Raw genomic sequence first — 22,892 nt, forward strand, 5'->3', positions numbered from 1 at the left:
AAAAACATCTTTTCATTTAATTTCAATGAGTTAAATCTATCCACTTAAATTTTTTCAAAATTAATACGTAAAAAATGTAAATAGTAGTTTATTTTTCCACATTTTTGTTACAGACTATGCACCGCAAACGTGGGTTTGTATCTCATTATTGAATTATTTATTTAGGAGTAAAAATGAAAAAATCATTATTAGCCGCATTAGTATTAGGCGCAACCTTAACTGTAACTGGCTGTTTCGATAAAGAAAGCAAAGTTTCAGCACAAGTTGAAAATGCAAAATCAAGCGTTTCTGAAGCGAAAGACGCTGTAACTCAAGCAGCATCAGATGTTAAAGATGCAGCAGTTGAAGCAGCAAAAGATGTGAAAGACACTGCAGTATCAAAAATTACTGAAGCTAAAGATGCAATCACTGAAAAAGCAAGCTCAATGGCTGATGCAGCTACTCAAAAAGCAGCTGAAATGAAAGACGCAGCAGTAGAAAAAGTAACTGACGCTAAAGATGCAGTAGCAGAAAAAGCAGCAGATGTAAAAGACGCGGCAATGGATAAAGTTGCTGATGTTAAAGATGCTGCCATAGAAGCAAAAGATGCCGCAGTTGAAAAAGCGAGCTCAGCGGTTGATTCAGCAGCACAAAAAGCGGCTGAAGTGAAAGACGCGGCAATGGACAAAGCCGCAGCTGTTAAAGATGCAGCTGTAGAAGCAAAAGATGCTGCAGTTGAAAAAGTCACTGAAGCAAAAGACGCAGCAGTTGAAAAAGTTGAAAGTTTAACTAAATAATTTAGTCATCGAGTTATGATTAAAAAAGGCTAGAAATATTCTAGCCTTTTTACTGTATTTCTCTTTAAATTCAATCAATTCCTTGATAGAATTACCGAGTTTTTGGGGCTGATTCTGGATTCGACGGGATTAGCGAAGCCCAAGGTGCACGTCGAGGTGCGGTTGGCCTCGTAAATAAACCGCAAAAAAATAGTCGCAAACGACGAACAATACGCTTTAGCAGCTTAATAACCTGCTCATAGCCTTCTCTCCCCAGCTTCCGCTCGTAAGACGGGGATAAAGAGGAGTCAAACCCAAACGAGATCGCGTGGACGCCTCCGCTTGAGGATCGAAACGTTAAATTGAATCAAGCTAGCTTAACTATCGCGTGTCTGTCCGCAGTGGTTAAGTGAAATTAAAGACTAGACTAAACGTGTAGTGCTGAAGGTAGAGTAATTTCGGACGGGGGTTCAACTCCCCCCAGCTCCACCAAATTTGATATAGTCCAAGCGCAGTATTAATTTATATTTGTAGAACTTTATAGCTTGGCTCTCCCCTTAAAGTTATCCAATTAATCTAACTCTCCGCTACTATTAAACCTTTTTATTTCTCCTCTTTTTCTTAGATTAAGAATGGTATTAATTTCATCAAAAGCACAACATCATAACTACTTCTAACCAAGGAAAATTCTCAATAAAAAACGGTAGAAATTCTTATCAAATTCCTACCGCACTTATGTTTTCAATGAAAATGAAAAATTAGAACCCTTCTTTCAAACTCACTGTTAAGTTAAAAATCAGGTGTTCTGGGTGGCTGTCTTTGCTATCAGCACAGAAATAACCTTCGCGTTCAAACTGATACGCTTGTTCTTCTTTGGCATTGGCAAGACTTTTTTCTGCGAAGCCGTGTTTTACCACCAAAGAATTTGGATTTAACACTTCATAAAGCTCTTCTGCCGCACTAGGGTTTGGCACGGTGAATAATTTATCGTATAAACGAAACTCCGCAGGCACGTTGTCCGTTGCCGATACCCAGTGGATTACGCCTTTCACTTTGCGTCCGTCCGCAGGATTTTTGCCTAAGGTTTCAGGATCATAAGTACAATAAACGGTGGTGATGTTGCCCTCAGCATCTTTTTCCACACGCTCCGCCTTGATCACATAAGCATTACGCAAACGCACTTCTTTGCCTAATACTAAGCGTTTATATTGTTTATTCGCCTCTTCACGGAAATCCGCTTGATCAATATAAATTTCTTTGGTGAATGGCAATTGGCGATGACCTAATTCTTCGCGATTTGGGTGATTTGGCGCAGAAAGCATTTCTTGTCCGTCAAAGTTTTCAATCACGATTTTTAATGGATTAATCACCGCCATTGCGCGTGGTGCATTTTGGTTAAGATCATCACGAATACAAGATTCTAACGCACTAAATTCCACCACGTTATCTTGCTTGGTTACTCCAATACGGCGGCAAAATTCACGGATTGACGCTGGCGTGTAACCACGGCGGCGTAAACCTGAAATGGTCGGCATACGCGGATCGTTCCAACCATCAACCACTTCATCTTCCACTAATTTCAACAACTTACGTTTAGACGTGAGCGTATATTCCAAGTTCAAACGTGAAAATTCATACTGATGTGGCAATGGGCGTTTAATGGAAATATGCTCAAGCACCCAATCGTATAAACGGCGGTTATCTTGGAATTCCAAGGTACATAATGAATGCGTAATGCCCTCAATAGCATCGGAAATACAATGGGTGAAATCGTACATTGGATAAATGCACCATTTATCCCCTGTATTGTGATGTTCGGCAAATTTAATGCGGTATAACACCGGATCACGCATTACCATAAACGGCGATGCCATATCAATTTTGGCGCGCAAACTGGCTTTCCCTTCGGCAAACTCGCCATTTTTCATTTTTTCAAATAAGGCTAAGTTTTCTTCCACGCTACGATCGCGGTAAGGGCTGTTTTTTCCTGGTTCGGTCAATGTGCCTCGATATTCACGCATTTGTTCAGGTGAAAGTTCATCAACGTAAGCCAAACCTTTCTCAATTAATTCAATGGCATAGCCATAAAGCGCATCGAAATAATCAGATGCATAACGTGCCTTTCCTTCCCAATGGAAACCAAGCCATTCCACATCTTGTTTAATGGAATCGACATATTCCACATCTTCTTTAACAGGGTTGGTGTCGTCAAAACGCAAGTTACACAAGCCTTTGTAATCTTCTGCAATACCAAAGTTTAAGCAGATCGATTTTGCGTGGCCAATATGTAAATAGCCATTTGGCTCAGGTGGAAAACGGGTGTAAACGAGGTTTACTTTCCCTGTTTCCAAATCTTCATCAATAATATGACGAATAAAGTTGGTAGGTTGATGTTCGTTCTCTATAATATGGCTCATTTTGACCTCAAAATATTCTCGATTTTTGTAAAAAAATTGTTGTTCATTCTACTATGTTTAACAGCAGAATTCAAAAGTGCGGTTGATTTTCCTTAGATAAATGATACAATTCACGCCCTAAAATGAACGAACGTTCATTCAGTGTAAATTTATTTTTCTTAAGGTCTTCTTAAGAAAGGTTTTCTACTATAATCATCGAATAAAACAATTGTTATTTTTCTCGGAGTTTTTATGCGTAAAAAAACGATTTTTTCCCTACTTGCCGTCGGGTTAGTGGCATTTGGTGCTTATAGTTATTTCACCCATTCTAATCAACAAGAAACCACCTATTTAACAGAAAATGTACGCCGTGGCGAAATCAAAAAATCCGTCATCACCGCAGGCACCGTTCGTGCTTATAACCGTGTGGAAGTGGGCGCGCAAGCCTCGGGTAAAATTGAAAAAAAAAATTCACGTTGTATTGGGGCAACATATCAAACAAGGGGATTTAATCGCAGAAATTGACTCTAAAAATCAAGTGAATGCGTTAAATTCAGCACAAGCGGAATTAAAAGCCTACCAAGCTCAGCTCAATGCAAAACAAGTAGCTTATAATGTGGCGAAATCTGCCTATGATCGCCTTGCGAAATTATATGCGAGCAAATCCACTTCTCTAGATGAACTGAATGCGGCGAAAAATAATTTATCTGCTGCCAAAGCGGCGATTTCTGAAGTGGAAGCTGCCATTCAGCGTGCGGAAATTCAAGTAGATACAGCGAAAACCAATTTACAATATACCCAAATTCTTTCGCCTTTAGACGGAACAGTGCTGTCCATTCCCGTATCCGAAGGGCAAACGGTGAACGCCAACCAAACTACCCCAACCATTGTACAAGTGGCGGATTTAACGAAGATTTTAATTAAGCCAGAAATTTCTGAAGGCGACATTACCAAAGTGAAAGCAGGAATGGCTGTCGAATTTACCACCCTTTCTGAACCAGACAAAGTCTATTATTCAACCATTCATTCTGTTGATCCCGCCATCACCACGCTCACGGATAACGAATATAAAGAAAGTGCCTCAAATACCAGTGCGGTTTATTACTATGCCAATGTTTTAATAGATAATCCTGATAACCAATTGCGTATTGGAATGACTACGCAAAATACCATTATCATTGCCGATGTACAAAATACCCTACTGGTTCCTACCATCACGTTACACAAGGAAGGAAAAGAAACCTTTGTTAATATATTGAAAGACAATAATAAAGTAGAAAAACGCACCGTTGTTACAGGGTTAAGCGATGATATGAATACGCAAATTTTAAATGGCTTGGAAGAAGGGGAAAAAGTGATTTCCTCGCAAGTAACCAGCGATGAAAAAGTGGGAAATACTTTCCGCGGCCCTCGAATTGCGGTGGTTTTTTTATGAATATTATTGAATTAAGCCACATCAACAAATTTTTCGGTGAAGGCGAAAATCGCACTCAGGTGTTAAAAGACATCAATTTAAACATCAAAAAAGGCGATTTTATTGCCATTATTGGCCAATCAGGCTCAGGCAAATCTACCTTAATGAATATTATTGGCTGCTTGGATACAGCGACATCAGGCTCTTATAAAGTAGATGGTTTAGAAGTCAGCCAGCTCAATCGTGATCAGCTTTCTGATTTACGGCAGAAAAAATTTGGCTTTATTTTTTCAACGCTATAACCTGCTTTCAACCCTAAGTGCGGTGGAAAATGTGGCACTTCCTGCCATTTATGCAGGCATCGATCAACCTACTCGCCTACAACGAGCCAAACAATTATTAGAAAAATTAGGCTTAGGTGATCGCTTAGAAAACAAGCCAAATCAGCTTTCTGGTGGCCAACAACAACGTGTGAGTATTGCGCGTGCCTTGATGAACGGGGGCGAAATTATTCTAGCCGATGAACCTACTGGCGCATTAGATAGCAAAAGTGGCGAAACGGTGATGGATATTCTCACTCAGCTACACACCGAGGGCCACACCATTATTTTGGTCACGCACGATAAAAACGTAGCAAATTTTGCTAATCGTATTATTGAGATCAAAGACGGCAAAATTATTGAAGATCGCCGCAAATCGGAACAAATTACACAAAAACAAGACATCGCACCACAAAGCAATAAAAGCCGATTACAATTTTATAAAGATCAATTTGTTGAATCTTTCAAAATGTCTATTAAAGCCATTGTGGCGCATAAACTGCGTTCCTTGCTGACAATGTTAGGGATTATTATTGGTATTACTTCAGTAGTTTGCGTGGTTGCCTTGGGTAACGGCTCGCAAAAAAAATTCTTAGCAACATCAATGCAATAGGAACAAATACAATGGATATTTATAACGGTACAGGCTTTGGTGATCGGCGCGCAGCGAAAAATCAAAATCTTACCGTAGCAGATGCCGATATCCTTGCCAAACAAAGCTATATTGCCAGCGTTACACCAAATAGTTCGGTAAACGGCACACTCACTTACGGTAACCAAAGTTTCACCGCCCAAGTGCGTGGTGTGGGCGAGCAATATTTTAATGTCCGCGGTTTAAGCAAAGCTGAAGGCATATTTTTCAGCGCAGAAGCCGTAAAACACAGCGAACAAGTAGCCGTGATTGATGAAAACACGTTACGCGAAGTATTCAACAATCAAAATCCCCTTGGCAAAATTTTGATGATCAATAAAAAACCATTGCGCATCATAGGGGTAGCAGCCAGCAATAATATGGTAACGAATAATTCTAGCCTGAATATTTATATACCTTACACAACAGCAATGAACAAAATTTCGGGCAATCAAAAAATTAGCTCAATTACGGTAAAAATTCGTGATGAAATTAGTTCTAAAGTAGCAGAAAAAGATCTCACTCGCCTGCTCACCGTGCGCCACGGCAAAAAAGATTTTTTCGTGTTTAACACCGATACAATCAAGCAAACCATTGAAAGCACCACAAATACAATGAAGTTGCTGATTTCTTCCATTGCCATTATTTCTCTTGTGGTAGGCGGCATTGGGGTGATGAATATTATGCTGGTTTCGGTAACCGAGCGAACCAAGAAATTGGCGTGCGAATGGCCATTGGCGCAAGACAATTTAATATCTTGCAACAATTTTTAATTGAAGCGGTGCTGATTTGCTTAATTGGTGGTATCACTGGCGTGGTGCTATCAATGGTGCTAGGCACAGTGTTTAATTGGCTGGTGAAAGATTTTACGATGATCTTTTCCACCTTCTCGATTATCGCCGCGCTGCTCTGCTCAAGCTTAATTGGGGTGATTTTTGGCTATATGCCAGCAAAAAATGCTTCGCAATTAAATCCAATTACCGCTTTAGCTCAGGAATAGTTTTTTGATAAAATTTCAACCATCAGGCAATAAAAAATCGGCAAAATTACACCGCACTTTATTTGCTTACGATTTTATTTAATAAGGAAAAAATGATGTTAAAACAATCCAAACTCTCACTTGCTATTGGCTTGTCTGTGTTGTTAGCTGGCTGTGCGAATCTTGATGATTCCTACAAAGCGTCACAACAAGATTTCCAACAATATGAAGAATTAACCAAACAATACAACATTCAAGAAAATTGGTGGACGCTGTATAAAGATCCACAGCTTAATCAATTAGTTGAGCAAGCCTTGGAAAATAACAAAGATTTAGCCAAAGCTGCCATTGCTGTAAATACGGCACTTTATAACGCGAATTTAATCGGCGCAAATTTAGTACCGAATTTCAGTGGTTCGGTTTCTTCTTCAGCTAATAAAAATATCCACGATGGTGGCTCTTCAGTGATTAGCCACGGTGGTGCATTAAACGTGAGTTACACCCTAGATTTATGGCGTCGTTTAGCTGATTCTGCTTCTGCAGCAGAATGGCGACACGCTGCTAGCGAACAAGATCTTGAAGCAGCGCGCATTTCATTAATCAACTCCGTAATCTTAACCTACTATCAACTTGGTTACTTAAATGATGCGATTAACACCGTGAATAAAACTATTAATTACTATTCCGAAATTAACCGCATTATGCAAAATAAATTCCGCCAAGGCGTGGCAGATCGCGCAAGTTCCGATCAAGCACAACAAGCGGTTTTAACAGCGCGCAACAGCTTAATCAATTACCAAACGCAAAAGAAAACAGCAGAAGCCACCTTGCGTAACTTATTGAATTTAAAACCAAGTGATCCATTAAAAGTGAACTACCCGCATATTCTTAAAGTGAAAAATGTGGGGGTAAACCTTAATGTGCCTCTTTCTGCCATTGCTAATCGTCCAGACGTAAAAGGTTATCAATATCGCTTAAACAGCGCTTTCAAAGATGCCAAAGCAATGCAAAAAAGCTGGTTCCCAACCATTACCTTGGGCGGAAGTTTAGGCTCTAGTGGCAATAAAATTGATAACGCATTCAACACCCCTATCGCAGGAGGAACAGTAGGAATTAGCTTGCCATTCTTGAGCTGGAACACCGTGAAATGGAACGTAAAATTTCAGAATCGGCTTATGATCTTGCACTTGTCAACTTTGAACAAAGCATCACCAAAGCCTTAAATGATATTGACACCAACTATTTTGCTTACAACCAAGCGCGTCAAAACTTCGCCAACTTGCAGCAAACCTACAACTACAACAAACGCATCACGCAATATTACAAAACCGCTATGATGCAGGCATTGCAGAACTAAGAGAATGGTTAAACGCCGCAAGCACCGAACGCAACTCCGAGCTTTCCATTTTGAATGCAAAATACAACCTCATTCAAAGCGAAAACGCCGTATATAGCGCAATGGGCGGTTATTACTCTGCAAAATAATTGTTATTGAGTAAACGTTAAACAAAGTGCGGTGAAAAATCAGAAATTTTTACCGCACTTTTTCTTTGGTTCTTATTTAGAAGAATTAGATCTCATTAATAATACGATATGCCCAGTTTTCTAATGGATCCTTATACTTCAGCATTTCTGCCCGCATTTCTTCTAACATTTCTTTTTTCACTTGCTGATATTCTGGGTCATAAAACAAATTATGTAACTCCTCAGGATCATTACGAATATCGTACAACTCCCCTACATCACTTGCATTGAAGACCAATTTATAATCTTTCCTACGCCACATTCTCTGTTCAAAATAACAAAATGCCCTGCAAGTTGAGCTAATACTCCCTTACGATCATTGGATTTATGTTCTCGCAAAATAGGCAATAGGCTTTCGCCTTGGAAAGTTTCTGGAACGGCTTGCCCAATAACATCAAACACAGTTGAAGTCAAATCGTGCAGATAAACTAAATTATCGTCCACTTCATTGATACGCGGAGATTCAGGATCTTTAATAATCAATGGAATATTGTAGGTAGTATCAAACATAAACTCACCTTTTTCAATCATTCTATGTGCGCCCATTGCATCGCCGTGATCTGCGGTGGCGACAATAAAACAATCCTGATAAAGATTGTGTTTTTCAAGGAAATTAAATAGTTCACCAATCGCATCATCAATTAAAGTGATATATCCCCAGAATTTGGTGATCACTTCCTTCCAGCGTTCTTCACTTGCTTCCCACATTCCCCACATTTTAGAAATGGTACGATAATGGCCAGGTTTACCTTCTAAAGGTTTAAAGAAACTTTCATCGAGGACAACATCTTTTGGATCATACATTGAATAATAAGGCTCAGGAACAATGCAAGGCGTATGCGGCCCCCAGAAATTAATCCAAGTAAAGAAAGGCTTATGCTCAGCAAGAGATTCCAAAATAAAGCTTTTCGCTTCATCAATAATAAAATAGGGAATCGTTTGTTCTTTTGTTCCTGAAAGTAAACCGCACAATTCTTGTACTCTTAAATGTGGGTTATCACCAAAATAAGCTAGGCTGACTTCTGGCGTAGGGAAGCCTTTTTCTACAAGCCATTCAGGGTAACGATTTGACTGGGTAGGCGCTTGATCAAACACTAAATTTTTATAAACGTGACTGCCTGGGTAGCCATATCCATCAAAATTATGCCCTTTAATACCGTAATCTCTTGGAACAGATCTCGTGCCAACGTGCCATTTTCCTGCAACATAGCAATTATAGCCGTCCAGTTTTCCGATATGTGGTTGCTCTGCCGGAATTTCTCCTGTTCCACCTTTTTCACCATTTCGAATAATGCCATGGGTAGAAGGCATTTGCCCTGTAAAAAGTGATGTTCTAGCAGGGCCACAAACTGAAGCTGGCGTGAAGGCATTATCAAAACGAACACCTTCTCTCGCTAAACGATCTAAATTCGGCGTTTTTACAATCTTATGTCCATAAGTACCAAGCATATCTTTTCTAACTTGATCTAAGAATATAAATTACATTTTCATTGGTTACACCTTTTCTATTTCGACCAATTACCACAAATAAAATCACTTGAAGAATTGCATAAGCAGCAAGTACCCAAAGTGGTTTACCATTTTCTGAAGCAAGCCCAATTGAAGAAAGCAACGCATAAAGAGAAACTAAACCTAATGCAAGAGATGCCACAGTGATATTAACATATTCCCAGTTGCTTAAATCTACATTACTTTGGTTTGACACGTTATCAACATAAGGTGTTTTTCTGCGTAAGAACGAACCTAATACTAGCATTAATACGACATCAAAAACGAATAGTGCAGCCATTACATACACAAAATTCACTTTTACATTAAATACCCAAACAATAAGGAAATATAAAATAACATGTACCAATAAGGCAATACGCGCAGCTAGTCCCGATACAGTTTTATTGAATAATCCCACTGCAAATAGAGCAACAATAGGAATATTCACAAAACCTGCAAAACGTTTAGTCAGTAAGAAAATGCCATCTGTACCAAACATAAGCAATGGTCCAATAATGATGGTGATAACTGCCATGACTGCCGAGACTTTTTTCGCATAAACAATTAATTCAGTTTCACTAAAGGTTCTTTTGGTTAGTGAAGGCAATAAGTCTTTACAATAAATTGTTGCTGCTGAATTTAAGAATGAATTGAATGTACTTAAAATTGCCCCAAATAAAGCCGCAATAAAGAAACCTTGTAGGACTGTTGGCAAAACGCGATTAACTAATTCAGGATAAGATAAATCAATTGGATTTAGTCCTTCACCTAAAATATGGAAACTCAGCAAACCTGGTAAATTAAGAATAATCGGCAATAAGAGCAAGAAAAGCGCAGCAATTAAAATCCCTTTTTGCCCTGCTTTTAAATCTTTCGCACCTAATGCACGTTGCACAATCGCTTGATTAGTTGTCCAATAGAAAAAGTTTACGATCAAAATCCCCGTAAACATTGCTGGCCAAGGTACAGCATCTGTCGCACTACCAATAGCATTAAATTTTTCAACGTGCGTTGTACCAATAATATGCAAGCCTTTCATAAAACTGCCATTGCCTAAATAAATTAAGGCAAAAATTGGTACTAGAATAGCCCCAATTATAAGGATAATTGCATTCGCTGTATCTGATACTGCCACCGCTTTTAAGCCACCAAAAATAGCGTAAATCGCACCAATAAAACCTATCGCCATTACGGTATAAACAATAGATTCACCATAGCTAATTCCAAATACGGTTTCTAAATTGAAGATTTTATTAAAGGCAATTGCCCCTGTATAAAGTGCGGTGGGAATAACGATAAATAAATAGAATACTAAAAATAACCCAGACATTATTAAGCGTGTTTGACGATCAAAACGGCTTTCAAAGAATTCTGGAATTGTCGTGTAGCCATTGCGAATATATTTCGGTAATAAATACAAAGCCAAAAACAAAGCGGAATGACTGATTGAACCGTCCAAGCAATAATAGAAAAATTGCCTTTATAGGAATTGGCATTGACACCAATTAATTGTTCAGTAGAAAGTGAAGTTAATACCATTGAACAACCAATGACAACTGCACTCAACCCTCGTCCAGCAAGAAAATATCCTTTAGCTGTTGATAAATCATCATTTCTGGTTTTCCGCCAAGAAATCCAAGCCACAAAGCCAGTGACAATAATAAAACTGAAAACTGTCAGAAACATCACTTCCTCCCTATTAGCAGATTAAACTCATAATGAGATTAGTCTATTTACAATAAAGTGCCTATGACAGTAGTCATACTTTGGCTGTGATATTGATCACAAATCTTTCAGTTTAATTAGAATTAAATAAACATTCCTTTTCGCATAAAAAAGCCTTTCATCAGAAAGGCTTTTGAGAAGAAGTTAGAAAACTATTTTTTCTTTTTCGCTTTTGGATTTGGTAAGTCGGTGATTGAACCTTCAAACACTTCTGCCGCTAAGCCTACAGATTCGTGTAAGGTTGGGTGAGCGTGGATAGTTAATGCAAGATCTTCTGCATCACAACCCATTTCAATCGCAAGACCGATTTCACCTAGCAATTCACCACCGTTTGTTCCAACAATTGCACCACCGATAATGCGGTGAGTGTCTTTATCGAAGATCAATTTGGTTAAACCATCTGCACAGTCAGAGGCAATCGCACGACCTGAGGCTGCCCAAGGGAATTTCGCCACTTCGTAGTTAATGCCTTCGGCTTTACATTCTTTCTCGGTTTTACCTACCCAAGCCACTTCTGGCTCAGTGTATGCGATAGATGGGATCACTTTCGGGTCGAAGTAGTGTTTTTGTCCTGCGATGACTTCTGCTGCAACGTGGCCTTCGTGTACGCCTTTGTGAGCAAGCATTGGTTGTCCCACAATATCACCAATCGCGAAGATGTGTGGTACGTTGGTACGCATTTGTTTATCTGTATGGATAAAGCCACGCTCATCCACTTCTACGCCTGCGACATTAGCATCGATCAATTTACCATTTGGTGTACGACCGATCGCCACTAATACGGCATCATAACGGCGTGTTTCGTTCGCAGCTTTGCCTTCCATTGAGACATAAATACCGTCTTCTTTCGCTTCAACTGCGGTTACTTTGGTTTCAAGTAATAAGTTGAATTTCTTCTCGATACGTTTTGTGTAGATTTGAACAATATCTTTATCCGCTGCTGGGATCACTTGATCAAACATTTCTACTACGTCAATGTTAGAACCGAGTGCGTGATATACCGTACCCATTTCAAGACCGATAATACCACCGCCCATAATTAATAGGTTTTTCGGCACTTCTTTTAATTTAAGTGCGTCTGTTGAATCCCAAATGCGTGGATCTTCGTGTGGGATAAATGGCAATTGAATTGGGCGTGAACCTGCTGCGATAATAGCATTATCAAAATGAATGGTGGTTTCGCCTTCATCGCCTGCAACGATAATGGTGTTAGGGCCTGAGAATTTACCGTAACCGTTTACCACTTGCACTTTACGCATTTTAGCCATTCCAGCTAAGCCACCTGTTAATTGGTTGATTACTTTTTCTTTCCAACCACGGATTTTGTCAATGTCAGTTTGTGGCTCGCCAAATACGATACCGTGTTCTGCTAAAGATTTTGCTTCTTCAATCACTTTAGCAACGTGTAATAAGGCTTTAGATGGGATACAACCCACGTTTAAGCACACCCCTCCAAGGGTTGAATAACGTTCAACGATCACCGTATCTAAACCTAAATCCGCACAACGGAATGCCGCCGAATAACCTGCGGGGCCTGCACCAAGTACAACAACTTGTGTTTTAATCTCTTTATTCATTTTCTACCTCGTTAAATTCTTGCGGTTTTTACACCGCACTTTAACTAAACAGCGTTTCCCATTTTAATGAGAAACGCTAAGGAATTACATTACTAAACGGCGAAGGTCGCTTAATACGCCATTGATGAAGGTGATAAATCTTGCACCGTCTGCCCCATCAATCACGCGGTGATCGTAAGAGAGCGATAATGGTAACATCAAGCGTGGAGTAAATTCTTTGCCGTTCCATACTGGTGTCATTTCAGATTTAGATACACCTAAAATCGCCACTTCTGGCGCATTCACGATTGGGGTAAATTGTGTACCACCAATACCGCCTAGGCTTGAAATGGTAAAACAACCACCTTGCATATCAGATGCGGTTAATTTACCTGCACGCGCCTTTTTCGAGATTTCTGCTAATTCACGTGAAAGCTCGATAATGCCTTTTTTGTTTACATCTTTAAATACAGGCACAACTAAGCCATTTGGTGTATCTACCGCTACGCCAATGTTGATGTATTTTTTCAAGATCAAGCTTTGTGCATCTTCAGATAAGGAGCTATTAAAGCGTGGGTAAGCTTCTAAGGCTTTCGCTACCGCTTTCATAATGAACACAAGTGGGGTGATTTTTACATCAAGTTTTTGTTTTTCCGCAAGCACATTTTGCTCTTTACGGAATTGCTCTAAATCTGTGATGTCTGCTTTATCCCATTGTGTTACGTGTGGAATCATTACCCAGTTACGGTGTAAGTTCGCACCAGAGATTTTTTGGATACGGCCTAATTCAACTTGTTCTACTTCACCGAATTTGCTGAAGTCCACTTTCGGCCAAGGGAGTAAGCCTAAACCTGCACCATTCGCGGCACCTGTTGATGCTGCGGATACAGAACCGCTTTCTACCGCTTTCACCGCGGCTTTCACATAGGCTTGAACGTCTTCTTTCAGGATACGACCTTTACGGCCTGTTCCTTTCACTTTATCTAGGTTTACCCCAAACTCACGAGCTAAACGGCGAACCACAGGGGTTGCGTGAGCAAAACTTGCACTTGCTGTAACTTCTGCTTGGTTAGCAGGCTGCGCTGATTGTGCTGGCGCTGCAGGGGCAGCCGCTTGAGTTTGTGCTGGTGCCGCTGCTGGTTGAGCTGCTGGGGCTGCTGCAGGCGCTGAACCCGCTACTTCAAAACGCATAATTAATGAACCAGTTGAAACTTTATCCCCTGATTTCACTAAGATTTCTTTCACTACACCGGCAAATGGTGCAGGGACTTCCATTGAAGCTTTGTCGCCCTCAACAGTGATTAATGATTGCTCTTCAGAAACGCTATCACCCACAGCAACCATAATTTCAGTCACGTTTACTTCATCACCGCCAATATCTGGAACGTGAACATCTTGTACACCACCAGATACTGCAGCAGGTGCTGCTGGTGCTTCAGCCGCTGGTTGAGCAGCTGGCGCTGCGGCAGTGGTTTCAAATTTCATTACTAATGAACCGGTTGAAACTTTATCACCTACTTTGATAAGAATTTCTTTTACCACACCAGCCACAGGTGCTGGCACTTCCATAGAAGCTTTATCACCTTCTACGTTTAAGATAGATTGCTCTTCTGCAACGCTATCGCCTACGTTTACTAAAATTTCAGTTACGTTTACTTCATCACCACCAATATCTGGAACGTGAATTTCAATCACAGAACCACCCGCACTTTGCGGTGCTGCTGGTGCTGCTTTTTCTTCAGCGGCAGGCGCTGGTGCAGCTGCTGCTCCTTCTAAAATAAACATTGGTGTACCAGTTGAAACTTTATCGCCAACTTTTACTAATACTTCTTTAATTACACCAGCTTCAGGTGAAGGCACTTCCATTGATGCTTTATCGCCTTCAACATTAATTACGGATTGATCAACTTCAACCGTATCGCCAGCTTTTACCATCACTTCGGTAACGGTTACTTCATCGCCACCAATATCTGGAATTTGAATTTCTTTAGCCATTTTCTTTTTTCCTCAAAACTCCCCCTGCTAAAGCAAGGGGAGCGATGTTAATTATGCGTAAAGTGGGTTAATTTTATCTGCATCAATGCCATATTTTGTAATCGCATCTGCAACCACTTTCTTGTCAAAGATACCTTGTTTAACAAGCTCAGTTAATGCTGCGATTACCACATAATGTGCATTCACTTCAAAATGCTCGCGTAAGTTTTCACGGCTATCTGAACGACCAAAACCGTCTGTACCTAATACACGATAGCTTTGCGCTGGAACAAATGCACGCACTTGCTCTGCATAAAGTTTGATGTAGTCTGTTGCAGCCACCGCTGGTGCATCATTCATCACTTGAGCAATGTATGCTGTTCTTGGCTCTGCTTCAGGGTGTAATAAGTTCCAACGCTCTACATCTGCACCATCACGTGCTACTTCAGTAAATGAAGTTACACTATATACATCAGAAGTTACGCCGAAATCATCTGCAAGTAATTTCGCTGCTTCACGAACGTGGCGTAAAATCGCACCAGAACCTAATAATTGAACTTTGCCTTTACCTTGGCCAGTTACCGTTTCGAATTTATAGATACCTTTACGGATACCTTCTTCTGCGCCTTTTGGCATTGCTGGTTGGTCGTAAGTTTCATTTAAGGTTGTGATGTAGTAGTACACATCTTCTTGTTCTGGCCCGTACATACGGCGAACACCGTCTTGGATAATTACAGGTACTTCAAAGGCGAAAGCAGGATCATAAGAGATACAGTTTGGAATTACCGCTGATTGAATATGGCTTTGACCATCTTCGTGTTGTAAACCTTCACCGTTCAATGTTGTACGGCCTGATGTACCACCGATCATAAAGCCACGCGCACGTTGGTCGCCTGCTAACCACATTAAATCACCTACACGTTGGAAACCAAACATTGAGTAATACACAAAGAATGGAATCATTGGTACGTTGTTTGTGCTGTAAGAAGTTGCTGCGGCAATCCAAGACGCAGTTGCACCTTGTTCGTTAATCCCTTCTTGTAACACTTGACCATCAATGGCTTCACGATAATAAGAAACTTGCTCGCGATCTTGTGGAGTGTAGTTCTGTCCGTGTGGGTTATAAATACCGATTTGACGGAATAAACCTTCCATACCGAAAGTACGCGCTTCATCTGCGATAATTGGTACAATGTGTTTACCCACAGATTTGTTTTTCAACAATACGTTTAATGAACGAACAAATGCCATTGTGGTTGAAATTGGACGAGATTGTGCTTCAAATAATTGTGCAAACTCTTCTAACGCTGGCACTTCAAGTTCGTGAGTAAAGCGTGGCGCACGGGTTGGTAAATAACCGTTCAATGCTTGACGGCGCTCGTGAAGATATTTGTACTCTTCTGAACCTTCTTCAAACTTGATGTATGGTAATTTCTCAATATCTTCATCAGATACTGCAATATTGAAACGATCACGAACGTGTTTAACGCCCGACATATCCATTTTCTTAACTTGGTGTGCGATATTTTTACCTTCAGCGGCATCACCCATACCATAACCTTTGATGGTTTTCACAAGCAATACAACTGGTTTGTCTTTAACTTGTTTTGCTTTATTGAATGCAGCGAAAACTTTTAATGGATCGTGACCACCACGGTTTAATGCCCAGATTTCATCATCTGTCATTTCTGCCACTAAGGCTTCAGTTTCAGGGTAACGACCAAAGAAGTGTTTGCGTACATAAGCACCATCTTTTGCTTTGAAGGTTTGATAGTCGCCATCAACCACTTCCATCATTAATTGTAATAATTTGCCTGACGTATCACGTTGTAATAAACGATCCCAACGACGCCCCCAAACAACTTTAATCACTTCCCAGCCACAACCGTTAAATTGTGCTTCTAATTCTTGAATAATTTTACCATTACCTGTTACTGGGCCATCTAAACGTTGTAAGTTACAGTTGATCACGAAAACAAGGTTATCTAATTTTTCACGTGCTGCGAAAGCAAGACCACCGCGAGATTCTACTTCGTCCATTTCGCCATCACCTAAGAATGCGTAAACGGTTTGATCTGCTGTGTCTTTCAAGCCACGGTTATGTAAGTATTTTAAGAAACGTGCTTGATAAATGGCATTCAACGGCCCAAGACCCATTGATACTGTAGGGAATTGCCAGAATTCAGGCATTAATTTAGGGTGCGGGTAAGAAGAAAGGCCTTTTCCGTGAACTTCTTGACGGAAATTATCTAATTGCTCTTCAGTTAAACGGCCTTCAACAAAAGCACGCGCATAAATTCCTGGAGAAATATGACCTTGGAAGAAAACTAAGTCGCCACCATTTTTTTCGGTACGCGCTTTAAAGAAATGGTTGAAACAAACTTCATAGATTGTCGCAGAAGATTGGAAAGATGACATATGGCCGCCAAGCTCTAAATCTTTTTTAGACGCTCTTAATACCATCATAATTGCATTCCAACGAATCGCACTACGAATACGGCGCTCAAGATCTAAATTACCTGGATAGTTCGGCTCTTCTTCAACAGGGATAGTATTAATATAGTCTGTGGTAACACCTGTTGGTAAAGATACTGAATTTGCACGAGCGTGCTGCATTAATTGCTCAATAATAAACTGTGCTCTTTCAACACCTTCTTCACGAATTACTGAATCGATCGCCAATAACCAATCATTGGTTTCGACTGGATCTACGTCATTTCTTAACATTTCTGACATAGTCTTTTCCTTATTTGTTAAGTTGAAGTTAAGTTCAATTTCTAGACGAAACTGAACAACGAATGGATAACTAATACCTATATCTAGGCTATTTTACAACTATTAAAACCCGTTTACAAATCTTTAACAAAGATTATAAAAAATATAAGATTTGTTGAAATTAGAAAATTTTTTGATAAGTCTTAGGAAAGGCAAAAAATTTATTAAAAAATTCCACCGCACTTTAAATAATCGGTAAAAATAGCAGATGACTGATAATTTTTACTTAAAGCGCTTTAATCTTTATCAATCCTACTCCTCAGCTGATTGACGGATAAATCTTATCAGCGATGAAGATTTCCCTTATAAGAAAAAGCCCATTCTCTCAATGGAATGGGCTTTGTTATATTGCATTTTTATTTTTTCACTACAAGAACCACAGACTCACCAGCAACAACTTCGCCTGTTTTTTTCTCAATATGGCTAACTTCATCCATATTAGAAATCACTACAGGGGTAAGCACTGATTTTGCTTTAGCTTCAAGTAATTCTAAATCTAATTCAATAATGGTATCACCACGTTTAACGGTTTGGCCTTCTTCAGCAACACGTCTAAAACCTTCACCTTTTAATTCAACGGTATCAATACCAAAGTGAACGAATAATTCCACACCATCGGTAGATTCCATTGAGAAAGCGTGGTTGGTTTCAAAAATTTTACCTACAACACCATCAACAGGGGCTACAAGTTTGTTACCTGTTGGGCGAATTGCAATACCATCACCAACAATTTTTTCTGAGAAAACAACATCTGGTACATCTTCAATGTTCACAATATCACCTGAAAGCGGTGCATAAATCTCTACTTCAACGGTTTTATTGCTTTTTGAACCAAATAACTTATCAAAAAAAACCCATTTTTAGTCTCCTACTAAGTGAATGTTTGGGCTATTCTAGCCCAAAATTTGAATAATTGGTATCTAGTTTAATGCATTTTCTGCTAAAAAGTCTGCAACCAATTTTTCAATATCTGCTGCTGTTGGCTGTTCAAGCGCTTTATTAGCGAGCAATTTTGCATCTTGATAGTTTACATTGCGGATTAATTTTTAATTCTTGGCACTGAAATTGCGCTCATACTAAACTCGTCTAAGCCCATACCAAGTAGCAATAACGTTGCTCTTTCATCACCCGCTAGCTCACCACACATACCTGTCCATTTACCTTCAGCGTGGGAAGCATCAATCACCTGTTTAATTAAGCTCAATACAGATGGGGTCATTGGGTTATATAAATGAGAAATTAATTCGTTACCACGATCCACCGCAAGGGTATATTGAGTTAAATCGTTTGTACCAATACTGAAGAAATCCACTTCTTTCGCTAAAAATTTCGCATTCACTGCTGCTGATGGAGTTTCTACCATCACGCCAATTTGAATATTCTCATCAAAAGCCTTGCCTTCATTGCGTAGCTGCGCTTTTAATACGTCAATTTCTGCTTTTAATGTACGAATTTCTTCCACAGAAATAATCATTGGGAACATAACAGCCAATTTACCGAAAGCTGATGCTCTTAATACTGCTCTTAATTGCGCGTGTAAAATTTCTTTACGATCTAGGGCAATACGAATAGCACGCCAGCCTAAGAATGGATTCATTTCTTTTGGTAGATTTAAGTAAGGTAACTCTTTATCACCACCAATATCCATTGTTCTTAATACCACTAAACGGCCATTCATCGCTTCAACGACTTCTTTATAAGCGATAAATTGTTCTTCTTCCGTTGGCAGCTGATCGCGATCCATAAATAAGAATTCTGTACGATATAGGCCTACGCCTTCCGCACCGTTACGATCTGCCCCTTCCACATCGCGAATTGTACCAATGTTTGCTACCACATCAACGCGATGACCGTCTAAAGTGAGTGCTGGTAAATCTTTCAATTTCGCTAATTCTGCTTTTTCTTCGGCTAATTGTGCTTCTAAGGCTTTTAAGCGATCAATTTCTTCCTGACTTGGGTTTACATAAACACAGTTATTCACCGCATCAAGAATTAAGAAATCACCGGTATTAACTTGTTGAGTAACCGTGTTTGTCCCCACAATCGCTGGCAATTCTAATGAACGTGCCATAATTGAAGTATGAGAAGTTCTGCCACCAATATCAGTAATAAAACCAAGCACTTTATCAAGGTTAAGCTGTGCGGTTTCTGATGGCGTTAAGTCATAAGCAACAAGAATAGCCTCTTCGTTGATCTCACCAAGATCAACAATGTGCATACCTAAAATATTTTTAATTAAGCGATTACCAATATCACGAATATCCCCTGCACGCTCTTTTAAATATTCGTCATCAATTTCTGACAACATCGCCACTTGCTGATCAATAATTGTGCTTGCAGCAACCCCTGCATTCACTTTATTAGAACGTAAATAATCAATGATTTCTTCTTCTAATTCCTCATCTTCCAAAATCATTAAATGGCCTTCAAAGATTGCCGCTTTCTCTTCACCTAATGAAGCATAAGCACGATCTTTAATTGCAGTTAATTGCTCAACGGCTGCATTACGTCCTTCATAAAAACTTGCAACCTCAGCTTCAACTTGATCGTCTTGAATTTTTTGCGTATCAAGTACGATTTTTTCTTCTTTTAAAACAAGTGCTTTACCGAAAACAATGCCGGGGGATGCTGGAATACCTGAAATCATAGTGACCTTCCGAACTAATAATTAAATCTGGCTATAAATAGAACAATAGCCACAAACAGACTTTCTCTTGAAAGTGAAATTTGTGGCTAATGGTATGATTACTCTAATGTAGGAATTAAAGCGACTAAATGATCTACTGCTTTTTGCTCATCTTCGCCTTCAGCAGAAATGGTGATCACAGTTCCTTGTGTTAAACCTAAAGTTTGTAATTTAAAAAGGCTTTTTGCACTTGCACTTTTGCCACCAGAAGTTACAGTAATGTCAGAAGCAAAGGCTTTCGCTTCTTTTACAAACTGAGCCGCAGGGCGAGTATGTAAACCATTTGGAGCAATAATTTCAACATCTTTTGAGTACATAGTAAAATCCTCTTAGTAAATTGTTTAAGTATAAATGTTATCCTAACATCAAACAGTAACCATAAAGCTTACCATTCAATCGTTGTATTTATTTCATCTTTAAAAATAAATCTGAAGCTAGTATTCAACTTAACACAACAATAATCAACCCTAATCAACGCAAAATTTGAAGTACATCACAAAAAAATGCTTGAAACGGCGTTTTTTTATGCGTTTATTAACCTTTATTTAACCATTGTCCTGAGTGAAGAAATGTCTATGCCCCTTTGTTTCAGATAAACTTTCAATTAAATTATGATAATTTTTAAATCTTACGGGATCGATTTTTCCTCGCTCAACGGCTTCACGCAATGCACAACCAGGGTCATTCAAATGTTTGCAATCCCTAAATTTGCAAGTGCCTAGCACATACTGAAATTCACGGTATCCTTTCGTAATTTGATCGGCGTCCAAATGCCATAAACCGAACTCACGGATCCCTGGTGAGTCAATCAGATCGCCTCCTTGCGGTAAATGATAAAGACGAGAAGATGTAGTGGTGTGGCGACCTAATCCTGTTCCCTCACTCACCGCACCAACCTGTGCATTCACATCAGGTAAAATGCTGTTGATTAAACTGGATTTGCCAACCCCTGATTGCCCCACAAAAATAGACGTACCTTCCGATAAAAGTGCGGTAAGATTTTGCATATTTTCGCCTGTTTTGGCAGAAATCATCAACGTCTGATAGCCAATTTTTTCATAAACCTTAAGCTGTTTTTCCACTGCTTCACGCTGACTTTCCGATAATAAATCAGCTTTATTAATCACAATCACAGCAGGAATTTTAGCGTTCTCACATACCACCAAATAGCGATCGATAATATTCCAAGACAACTCAGGCACAACCGCCGATACAATAATAATGCGATCGATATTGGCAGCAATGACTTTCAAGCCATCATAATAATCAGGGCGTGTAATTTCATTTTTACGTGGATGAATGGCTTCAATCACACCGCTCACGCCTTGCAACTGTTCACTACCTTGACGCCACAGCACTTTGTCGCCAACCACTAAATTAGCCAAGGTGCGGCGTAAATTACAGCGAAAAATTTCACCTTGTGCATTTTCCACATCGGCGTGCAAAGAATAACGAGTTACCACTGTGCCTTCTTGCGTTGGGCCAAGCATTTCATCTTGCCACTGAATATCCTCATTTCTTGATTTGTGACGTTGTAATGTTTTCGCATTATTAGAGCGAATTCTGCGTTGCTGATTGTAAGTTAATTTTTGTTTGCTCAAAGATAAATCCAAAGTGCGGTTGGTTTTCGGTTAGAATATTTACCATTTATTAAAAATAATAACAGACATAGGATACCCTAATGCAATTAGATAAACAAAACCTTATTTGGATTGACTTAGAAATGACGGGCTTAGATCCCGAAAAAGAACGCATCATTGAAATTGCTACCATTGTAACCGATAAAGATCTCAATATTCTTGCAGAAGGCCCTGTGCTTGCCATTCATCAACCAGATAGTTTACTGGCCAAAATGAATGCTTGGTGTCAGAAAACCCATAGCGAAAATGGTTTAATTGAACGCGTAAAGCAAAGCAAACTCACCGAACGTGCCGCAGAATTACAAACTTTAGATTTCCTAAAAAAATGGGTGCCTAAAGGTGCATCACCCATTTGTGGCAACAGCGTTGCGCAAGATAAACGCTTTTTATTCAAATATATGCCTGAGCTCGCCGACTATTTTCATTATCGCCACCTTGATGTCAGCACCTTAAAAGAACTTGGATCGCGTTGGAATCCTGAAATGTTAAAAGGCTTTAGTAAGAAAAATACCCACCTTGCTTTAGATGATATTCGTGAATCTATTGCTGAGCTGGCTTATTATCGTGAGCATTTTATCAAAATGCCTTAGCTTATTTATTGCTAGGAAATAGGAAAAACCTCGCTTTCTGATCAATAACTAAACAAGCAATCAAATTTTTTATAATTTTACTTGCGGGCGTAAAAATTTTTCGTATAATACGCCCCGTTCCTTACGGAATATGCGGGAATAGCTCAGTTGGTAGAGCACGACCTTGCCAAGGTCGGGGTCGCGAGTTCGAGCCTCGTTTCCCGCTCCAATCTCCTTATCTCTTGCGGGAATAGCTCAGTTGGTAGAGCACAACCTTGCCAAGGTTGGGGTCGCGAGTTCGAGTCTCGTTTCCCGCTCCAAATTTTTTCTAATATTTTATTAACAAACGTTTTCTGTTTATCTTTTTTATTCTTTCCTATTATCTGCTTTTTCCTAATGAAAAAAAGCGATAGCCAAAACTGAACATTTCAAATTAAAATAGAAAAATATTTTTCTA

Annotated in this window: 10 protein-coding genes, 2 tRNA genes, 1 other RNA gene and 7 pseudogenes; 10 read left to right on the forward strand and 10 right to left on the reverse strand. The window is 39.6% G+C overall.

Annotated elements, in window-relative coordinates:
• Positions 1-173 precede the first annotated feature (173 nt).
• Both C3Z13_RS06155 and ssrA read left to right on the forward strand, forming a co-directional pair.
• Positions 174-776, forward strand: coding sequence for a hypothetical protein (locus C3Z13_RS06155; protein ID WP_103855348.1), 603 nt, complete (start codon positions 174-176; stop codon positions 774-776).
• A 104-nt stretch (positions 777-880) separates the two neighbouring features.
• Positions 881-1,247: a transfer-messenger RNA gene (gene ssrA / locus C3Z13_RS06160) on the forward strand.
• 266 nt (positions 1,248-1,513) lie between these two features.
• On the opposite strand, the gene glnS is transcribed toward ssrA, so the two are convergent.
• Positions 1,514-3,172, reverse strand: a complete 1,659-nt coding sequence (gene glnS, locus C3Z13_RS06165) for a glutamine--tRNA ligase (RefSeq protein WP_103855349.1) — start codon at positions 3,170-3,172, stop codon at positions 1,514-1,516.
• A 231-nt stretch (positions 3,173-3,403) separates the two neighbouring features.
• Between glnS and C3Z13_RS06170 the strand changes: the two are divergent.
• The 5 genes and pseudogenes from C3Z13_RS06170 to C3Z13_RS13080 form a co-directional block, all read left to right on the forward strand.
• Positions 3,404-4,586 (forward strand): annotated as a pseudogene (locus C3Z13_RS06170) (efflux RND transporter periplasmic adaptor subunit).
• Positions 4,583-6,516: pseudogene (locus tag C3Z13_RS06175) on the forward strand (MacB family efflux pump subunit). Before C3Z13_RS06170 ends, C3Z13_RS06175 begins: the two co-directional pseudogenes overlap by 4 nt.
• A 92-nt stretch (positions 6,517-6,608) precedes the next feature.
• Entirely contained in the window at positions 6,609-7,718 is a 1,110-nt protein-coding gene (gene tdeA, locus C3Z13_RS06180) for a toxin/drug exporter TdeA (protein ID WP_483860527.1), read from the forward strand.
• Entirely contained in the window at positions 7,643-7,852 is a 210-nt protein-coding gene (locus tag C3Z13_RS13075; protein ID WP_483860528.1) for a hypothetical protein, read from the forward strand. The genes tdeA and C3Z13_RS13075 overlap by 76 nt, the downstream gene beginning before the upstream one ends.
• Positions 7,804-7,980 (forward strand): annotated as a pseudogene (locus C3Z13_RS13080) (TolC family protein); the annotation flags it as partial. The gene C3Z13_RS13075 and the pseudogene C3Z13_RS13080, both read left to right, overlap by 49 nt.
• 85 nt (positions 7,981-8,065) lie before the next feature.
• Here C3Z13_RS13080 and C3Z13_RS06185 read toward each other — a convergent pair.
• From C3Z13_RS06185 to rsgA, 9 genes and pseudogenes are all read right to left on the reverse strand, one after another.
• Positions 8,066-9,468, reverse strand: a pseudogene (locus C3Z13_RS06185) (sulfatase family protein).
• A 7-nt stretch (positions 9,469-9,475) separates the two neighbouring features.
• Positions 9,476-11,196, reverse strand: a pseudogene (locus tag C3Z13_RS06190) (solute:sodium symporter family transporter).
• Between the two features lie 191 nt (positions 11,197-11,387).
• Positions 11,388-12,812 (reverse strand): dihydrolipoyl dehydrogenase, encoded by a 1,425-nt coding sequence (lpdA, locus tag C3Z13_RS06195; RefSeq protein ID WP_103855350.1) that lies wholly within the window; start codon positions 12,810-12,812, stop codon positions 11,388-11,390.
• Between the two features lie 84 nt (positions 12,813-12,896).
• Positions 12,897-14,786, reverse strand: a complete 1,890-nt coding sequence (aceF, locus tag C3Z13_RS06200) for a pyruvate dehydrogenase complex dihydrolipoyllysine-residue acetyltransferase (RefSeq protein WP_103855351.1) — start codon at positions 14,784-14,786, stop codon at positions 12,897-12,899.
• Between the two features lie 51 nt (positions 14,787-14,837).
• A complete protein-coding gene (gene aceE / locus C3Z13_RS06205; protein ID WP_103855352.1) occupies positions 14,838-17,501 on the reverse strand; it encodes a pyruvate dehydrogenase (acetyl-transferring), homodimeric type in 2,664 nt (887 codons plus the stop codon).
• A gap of 395 nt (positions 17,502-17,896) precedes the next feature.
• Positions 17,897-18,388, reverse strand: a pseudogene (gene crr, locus C3Z13_RS06210) (PTS glucose transporter subunit IIA); the annotation flags it as partial.
• Positions 18,389-18,460: 72 nt separating this feature from the next.
• Positions 18,461-20,187, reverse strand: a pseudogene (gene ptsI, locus C3Z13_RS06215) (phosphoenolpyruvate-protein phosphotransferase PtsI).
• Positions 20,188-20,285: 98 nt separating this feature from the next.
• Positions 20,286-20,543, reverse strand: a complete 258-nt coding sequence (ptsH, locus tag C3Z13_RS06220) for a phosphocarrier protein Hpr (protein WP_100295592.1) — start codon at positions 20,541-20,543, stop codon at positions 20,286-20,288.
• A gap of 228 nt (positions 20,544-20,771) precedes the next feature.
• Positions 20,772-21,827 carry a small ribosomal subunit biogenesis GTPase RsgA gene (gene rsgA / locus C3Z13_RS06225; protein WP_103855354.1) on the reverse strand — a complete coding sequence of 352 codons (1,056 nt, stop codon included), beginning with the start codon at positions 21,825-21,827 and terminating at the stop codon, positions 20,772-20,774.
• A gap of 80 nt (positions 21,828-21,907) precedes the next feature.
• Here rsgA and orn point away from each other — a divergent pair, with 80 nt between their 5' ends.
• From orn to C3Z13_RS06240, 3 genes are all read left to right on the forward strand, one after another.
• Positions 21,908-22,456 (forward strand): oligoribonuclease, encoded by a 549-nt coding sequence (gene orn, locus C3Z13_RS06230; RefSeq protein ID WP_103855353.1) that lies wholly within the window; start codon positions 21,908-21,910, stop codon positions 22,454-22,456.
• Positions 22,457-22,588: 132 nt separating this feature from the next.
• Positions 22,589-22,664 (forward strand) — tRNA-Gly (locus C3Z13_RS06235).
• Between the two features lie 15 nt (positions 22,665-22,679).
• Positions 22,680-22,755 (forward strand) — tRNA-Gly (locus C3Z13_RS06240).
• Positions 22,756-22,892 lie beyond the last annotated feature (137 nt).

This window comes from Avibacterium endocarditidis (assembly GCF_002921145.1).
GTDB classification, from domain to species: domain Bacteria; phylum Pseudomonadota; class Gammaproteobacteria; order Enterobacterales; family Pasteurellaceae; genus Avibacterium; species Avibacterium endocarditidis.